A 5,602-nucleotide genomic window follows, 5' to 3' on the forward strand; every position below is an offset into this window, starting at 1 on the left:
CGTGATGGTGCTGATGATGCCGATGACGCTCGCCGCCGGCCGTCTGTCCGACCACGTCGGCCGCAAGCCGGTGATGCTCGCCGGCTGCGTCGGGCTGCTCGTGCTCGCGATTCCGTCGATGCTGCTGATCCATGCGGGTACGACCGCCTCGGTGTTCGGCGGCCTGCTGATCCTCGGCGTGCTGCTGTCGTGCTTCACGGGCGTGATGCCGTCGGCGCTGCCCGCGCTGTTCCCGACCGAGATCCGCTACGGCGCGCTCGCGATCGGCTTCAACGTGTCGGTGTCGCTGTTCGGCGGCACGACGCCGCTGATGACCGCATGGCTCGTCGACGTCACGCACAACCTGATGATGCCCGCCTACTATATGATGGGCGCCGCCGTGATCGGCATCGTATCGGTCGTCGCGCTCGCCGAGACCGCGCGCAAGCCGCTGAAGGGCTCGCCGCCCGCCGTCGCGACGCATCGCGAGGCGCACCAGCTCGTGCGCCGGCTGCGCGACGAGGACGAGAACGACGACGCCGACGTGTATCGCGTCGCGTCCACGGCACGCGCATAAGCGAAGCGTCACGCGCTCGCGAAGCGCTGCAACCGCTGCAACGAAAAGCCCCGGTCGAAACCGGGGCTTGATCGGACGGCCGGCATGCCCGGCCCTGAAACGCCCGACCGGCCTCGCGCCGTTCGGGCGTTTCGTTTATGGGTACCGCTGCGCGGCGCTCATGCGTGCGCGTCGCAGTGGCGGCAGAAGATCAGCGCACGCGAGCGCGACACGGCGGCCTGCGCACCGCGCGCGGCGACGATCAGGCCGACCTGGCCGAGATTGAAATCGCGCTCGACCATCAGCTGCGTCAGCGCGGCAAGCGGCAACACGACGGACGGGTGGTACAGGCTCGATTCGATCAGGGCTTTCATCATCGGCTCCATCAGGCAACGCGTGATTCGATGGAGTGGATTCTAGGGACGAGCGACCTCCGGATAAACGGCGCGAATGCGAAGTCACTTGTCAGCCGTCGCGAACAATCGGCCGGCGCAGGAAGGCGAAGGCCTGCGAACGCGGTCGGGACGAGCGTCGTGCGTGCGTCGATCCATCGTATCGGGTGAAAGGCGGCCGCTGCGGCTCGGCCAGTCGATCGAGATCGTCGGCCGATCGGCGTCGAATCGAGGCGCGTCGTCGCACCGTCGTCGGCAACGGGCGTCGGCGCGCTTTATCGCCCGGATCGATCGCGCGACGCCGGTCGAAGTCGTGGCTTGCCGGCACTGCCTTGTGCTCGAACGGGAGATCGGCCGGTTTTGCCGAGATCGAGACACAACGGTCCAACGCAGAATCGAGCGCGCCGATCGACTTCAGTGCAACGCTCCGGCAGGAACGGGACCGACGACTGCGGCAGCGCCGCGCCGTTTCGCTCGACGCAGCACGTGCGGCGCGCGATGCGACGCCTGCAGGCACACGGAATGCGCCGCATCCGGCCGCGAATTCGCCCACCGCTGTGCGCGCGCAGTGACCATAATGCAGTGTCAGCCCATTCCGCCGGAAGGTTCGCCATGTGGTACGCACTCGTCGAGCAGCAGCGGGAATGGATGCGCGCGTGGCGCGATGCGACGCGCGACGCGTTCGATGCATGGCCGTCGGCGACGCTGCCGCACGCAGCGGCGTCGTGCTACGACGATCTGTTCGAGCCGCTCGTCGGCGCGCCGGCCGGGCCGCCCGGCTTCGACATCGGGCCGTTGACGATCGACGGCCGCGACGTGGCGATCGAGGAACGCGTCATCGCGCATACGGCGTTCTGCGATCTGCGCCGCTTCGCGCGCGCGGACGCTTCGCGCACGGTGCTGCTGTGCGTGCCGCTCGCCGGTCATTCGGCGGTGATGATGCGCGAGACGGTCGAGACGCTGCTCGCGGACGGCGACGTCTGCGTGACCGACTGGCTCAATGCGCGCGACGTGCCGCTCGAGTGCAGCCGCTTCGGGCTCGACGAATATGTCGCGATGCTCGACGGCTTCATCGACGCGCTCGCACTCGGCGGCCGTCCGCTGCACGTCGTCGCGGTGTGCCAGGCGACCGTGCCGGCGCTCGGCGCGCTCGCACTGCGCGCGATGCGCGGACTCGCGCCGCCGGCCAGCCTCACGCTGATCGGCGGGCCGCTCGATGCGCGGCTCAACCCGAGCACGCTCGGCACCGCCGCGGCCGCCCATTCTCTCGAGTGGTGCCGTCGCAATCTGATCGACATCGTGCCGCCCGGCTTCGCGGGCCACGGCCGCCCCGTATTCCCGACCTATCTGCAGCAAGGCGAGATCGCGCTCGTCTATCCGCAGCGCTTCCTGTCGCTGATCGAGGACTATGCGCGTGCCGCGTCGCGCTTCGATCCGGCAGCGCTCGCGGCCGCTCGGCGCGCACTGCGCGAGTACACGGCACTGCTCGACATGCCGGCTGAATATGTCCTCGACACGATCGACGTCGTGTTCCAGCGGATGTGCATCGCGAACGGCACGTGGGAGGTCGGCGGCCGGTGCGTCGAGCCGGCCGCGCTGCGCGACGTCGCGCTGCTGACCGTCGAAGGCGCGCGCGATGCCGTGACGGGCGCTGGCCAGACGCATGCGGCGCTCGCGATGTGCAGCGGCCTCGACGCGCGCGACCGCCATCGCGCGGACATCGACGACTGCGATCACTACGGCCTCTTTTCGGGCGCACACTGGCGCGACGACGTTCATCCGGCCCTACAGCGGCTGTTCGCGCTCGCCGAAGCGGCACGGCGGCGGCCGCATCGCGCGCGAGCGATCAGACGGACGTGACGCCGTCGTCCGATCCGCGCGCCGCGTCGAGCAGCGCGCGCACTTCGTCGTCGTCGGTCTGCTCGAAGCGCGCGTAGAACTGGCTGATCCCGAAGAACGACAGCGGCCGCGCGACCGCGACGAATGCATCGGCGACGTCGTCGAAGGTCGGGCCGATGCCAGCCGGCGCGACCGGCACGGCGGCGACGATGCGCGCCGGATGCCGCGTGCGCAGCGCCTGCAGCGCGACGCGCATCGACGCGCCGGTCGCGATTCCGTCGTCGACGACGATCGCGACGCGCCCTTCGACCGGCAGCGGCGCCCGCGCGCCGCGATACAGCGCTTCGCGGCGGTTCAGCTCGGCGGTTTCGCGCACGAGCACGTCGGCAATTTGCGCGTCGGTCACGCCCAGCGACCGGATCACCGAATACTGCAGATGAATCGCGCCGCCCGTCGCGATCGCGCCCATCGCGAGCTCGGGCTCGTACGGCACGCCGAGCTTGCGCACGACCAGCACGTCGAGCGGCGCGTGCAGCGCCCGTGCGACCGGGTAGGCGACCGGCACGCCGCCGCGCGGCAGCGCGAGCACGACGACGTCGTCGCGCGCCGCATACGCGTGCAGCGCGGCAGCCAGCTGGCTACCCGCGTCCGCCCGATCGGCGAAACATTCGAACATGATCGGCTCCCTGCGCGCCGCCGGAACGATCGCACGATGCGCGCGCCCTGCTCATGCAGCTTCGTGCATCGACGCGGCCGATGCAAGCGGGGTCATACCGGCGATTGCCGCGCGCCTCGACGGGAACGATGCGTACGCGCGCGGCGCGCACTGCGCACACGAGCGCGGTCGGGCAACCTCAGAGTCCGGCCGCCTGCCGATAGAGCCGCCAGAACGACTGCGTATACGACTGCGCGAGTTCGGGTGCGCGCTCGAACACGTTGACCGTTTCGGCTTGTGCGGCCGTGCCCTCGGACGAGGTCGGCAGCGCGACACTGTCGTCGACGATCACGAAACGCGGCATCGGCTCGGTGCGCCGCGAATCGATCGCGACATCGATGCCGGCCGACTTCAGATAGCCGGCGCCGCTGTACTTGCCTGCCCGCGCGGAACGCACGAGCACGACGCGCACGTCGACGCCGCGCACGCGCGCCGCGCGCAATGCGCTCGCCACCGCGGGCGGCACATATGCGTAGCCCGCGAGCAGCACGCGCCGCTGCGCGTGCGCGATCAGCGCGACGGTCGCGTCGGCGGCCGCATTGTCGTATGAAAAATAGGCGCCGACCGAGGCGGCGTCGGACGGAATCTGCGCGGCGTGGGCAGTCGCCGCGCAGCCGAGCGCGGCGACGAGAAAGGCGGCTGGTCTCATGGCGCGCGCCATTGTAGCGATGCCGAATCGCGTGGCAAGCGCGCGTCGCGACGCTGCTGCGCCGACGCAACACTCGGCCGCGAGCGAGCGGCGATGCGTGCGCTGCGACGCGCCCGATCAGTGCGCTGCGACGCGCGCGAGCCACTGCGCGACGCCGTCGATCGAGCGGAAATCGGCGATGCTGCGCGCCGGCAGCGCCGGGTAGGCGCCGCTCGCCATGTCGGCGAGCGCGCGGCCCGGCCCGAGTTCGAGAAACGCGGTCGCGCCCGCTTCGACGCATGCAGCAAGACAGGCCGCCCACTCGACCGGCTCGGCGATCTGCCGGGCGAGCTTGTCGAGGCCCGCGTCGACGTCGAGCACCGATGCGCCGTCGATCCCCGAAAACAATCGCGTGCCGGTAAGCGGCCGCTGCACGCGCACGGCCGCGAGCGACGCGCGGAATGCGGGCACGGCGGCCGCCAGGCGCCGCGTGTGCGAAGCGATCCGCACGCAGACCGGCGCGACGCGCTGGGCGCCGTCGCGCGCCGCGTCCGCGGCGACCGCATCGACATCCGCCTGGCGGCCCGCGATCACGAACGCATCGCCCGGGTTCGCGATGGCGATCGCCGCCTCGCGCCCGTCGCACAGTGCGGCGAGCTGCGCACGCGACAAGCCGCGCACGAACGCCATGCGCTCGTCGCCGCCGCTCGCGGCGTCCATTGCACGTGCGCGCGCGTCCGCGAGATCGAGCGCGTCGTGCGGATCGAGGCTGCCGGCGACGCTCCACGATGCCACTTCGCCAACGCTGTAGCCGGCGACGCAGCGCCGACGCGGCCACAGCGCGTCGAGCAGCGCGGCCGCCGCGAGCGCCTGCACCGTACAGAGAATCTGCGCGGCGCGGTTCTCGCGCAACGCATCCGGCGCGGCCTCGCGCACCCACACGCGCGGATCGTCGCCGAGCAGCCGGCCCGCGTGGGCGAACAGCGCGTCGGCCTGCGGCGCGGCGCCCGCCAGCGCAAACATGTCGGCGCGCTGCGCGCCCTGCCCCGAGCAAAGGATCGCGAGCGTCATCGCGCGCCCTCGCCGGCGTCGAATGCATCGACGAAGAGACTCATCGCGAGCAGGTCGGCCGCGCCGCCTGGGCTCAGCCGTCGCGCGACGAACGCGCGATGCGCGGCCACCGCGTGCCGGCGCCAGTCACTCGCGCGCACACCACCGCGTGCGACGAACGCGCGCGCGGTCGCGCGGGCGAAATCGAGGCCGGCCTGGCCGCCGCGATGCAGCAGATTCGTGTCGTCGAGCGCGGCGATCAGTGCGAAGCACGCATCGACGCGCGCGGCCTCGGGATCGTCCGGCACGTCGCGTGCCGCGCGCCGTAGCGCAGGCAAGCCGATGCCGTACACGGTCGCGAAGCCGTCCGCGGCTTCGCGGCGCGCGCCGCCGACGCCGTAGCGGCGGCTCGCGCGTTCGCCGTGGCTGTCCGGCAGCCGCGG

At 71.6% G+C, this 5,602-nt stretch carries 8 protein-coding genes; 2 read left to right on the top strand and 6 right to left on the bottom strand.

The window, feature by feature from the left end; genetic code table 11:
- Nucleotides 1–556 (top strand): MFS transporter (locus HMPREF3115_RS32090; protein WP_256275934.1); only part of this gene is annotated, 556 nt, incomplete at its 5' end.
- A gap of 158 nt (nucleotides 557–714) precedes the next feature.
- Here the strand turns inward: HMPREF3115_RS32090 and HMPREF3115_RS00675 are convergent.
- Together HMPREF3115_RS00675 and HMPREF3115_RS28345 are read right to left on the bottom strand one after the other, a co-directional pair.
- The gene (locus tag HMPREF3115_RS00675) at nucleotides 715–912 is read right to left on the bottom strand and encodes a hypothetical protein (RefSeq protein ID WP_006401066.1); all 198 of its coding nucleotides are present in this window, start codon (nucleotides 910–912) and stop codon (nucleotides 715–717) included.
- 88 nt (nucleotides 913–1,000) lie between these two features.
- Entirely contained in the window at nucleotides 1,001–1,480 is a 480-nt protein-coding gene (locus HMPREF3115_RS28345; RefSeq protein ID WP_083302113.1) for a glutathione S-transferase, read from the bottom strand.
- Nucleotides 1,481–1,539: 59 nt separating this feature from the next.
- Here HMPREF3115_RS28345 and phaZ point away from each other — a divergent pair, with 59 nt between their 5' ends.
- A complete protein-coding gene (gene phaZ / locus HMPREF3115_RS00680; protein WP_070553188.1) occupies nucleotides 1,540–2,787 on the top strand; it encodes a polyhydroxyalkanoate depolymerase in 1,248 nt (415 codons plus the stop codon).
- Here the strand turns inward: phaZ and HMPREF3115_RS00685 are convergent.
- From HMPREF3115_RS00685 to HMPREF3115_RS00700, 4 genes are all read right to left on the bottom strand, one after another.
- A complete protein-coding gene (locus HMPREF3115_RS00685) occupies nucleotides 2,774–3,442 on the bottom strand; it encodes a phosphoribosyltransferase (RefSeq protein ID WP_006401069.1) in 669 nt (222 codons plus the stop codon). The two genes, phaZ and HMPREF3115_RS00685, sit on opposite strands and share 14 nt — an antisense overlap.
- A gap of 178 nt (nucleotides 3,443–3,620) precedes the next feature.
- Nucleotides 3,621–4,142 carry a phospholipase D-like domain-containing protein gene (locus HMPREF3115_RS00690; RefSeq protein WP_059938709.1) on the bottom strand — a complete coding sequence of 174 codons (522 nt, stop codon included), beginning with the start codon at nucleotides 4,140–4,142 and terminating at the stop codon, nucleotides 3,621–3,623.
- Nucleotides 4,143–4,247: 105 nt separating this feature from the next.
- Nucleotides 4,248–5,180, bottom strand: a complete 933-nt coding sequence (mdcH, locus tag HMPREF3115_RS00695; protein ID WP_070553190.1) for a malonate decarboxylase subunit epsilon — start codon at nucleotides 5,178–5,180, stop codon at nucleotides 4,248–4,250.
- Nucleotides 5,177–5,602, bottom strand: a 426-nt coding sequence (locus HMPREF3115_RS00700; protein ID WP_176748728.1) for a triphosphoribosyl-dephospho-CoA synthase, incomplete at its 5' end; no start/stop codon positions are given. The genes mdcH and HMPREF3115_RS00700, both read right to left, overlap by 4 nt.

Source organism: Burkholderia sp. HMSC10F09 (genome assembly GCF_001806955.1).
In the GTDB taxonomy this organism is placed as follows: Bacteria; Pseudomonadota; Gammaproteobacteria; order Burkholderiales; family Burkholderiaceae; genus Burkholderia; species Burkholderia multivorans.

Excerpts from the sequence above, each read along its gene's own strand:
- HMPREF3115_RS00675 (WP_006401066.1), bottom strand. The coding sequence starts at position 912 with ATGATGAAAGCCCTGATCGAATCGAGCCTGTACCACCCGTCCGTCGTG.
- phaZ (WP_070553188.1), top strand. The coding sequence starts at position 1,540 with ATGTGGTACGCACTCGTCGAGCAGCAGCGGGAATGGATGCGCGCGTGG.
- HMPREF3115_RS00685 (WP_006401069.1), bottom strand. The coding sequence starts at position 3,442 with ATGTTCGAATGTTTCGCCGATCGGGCGGACGCGGGTAGCCAGCTGGCT.
- HMPREF3115_RS00690 (WP_059938709.1), bottom strand. The coding sequence starts at position 4,142 with ATGGCGCGCGCCATGAGACCAGCCGCCTTTCTCGTCGCCGCGCTCGGC.
- mdcH (WP_070553190.1), bottom strand. The coding sequence starts at position 5,180 with ATGACGCTCGCGATCCTTTGCTCGGGGCAGGGCGCGCAGCGCGCCGAC.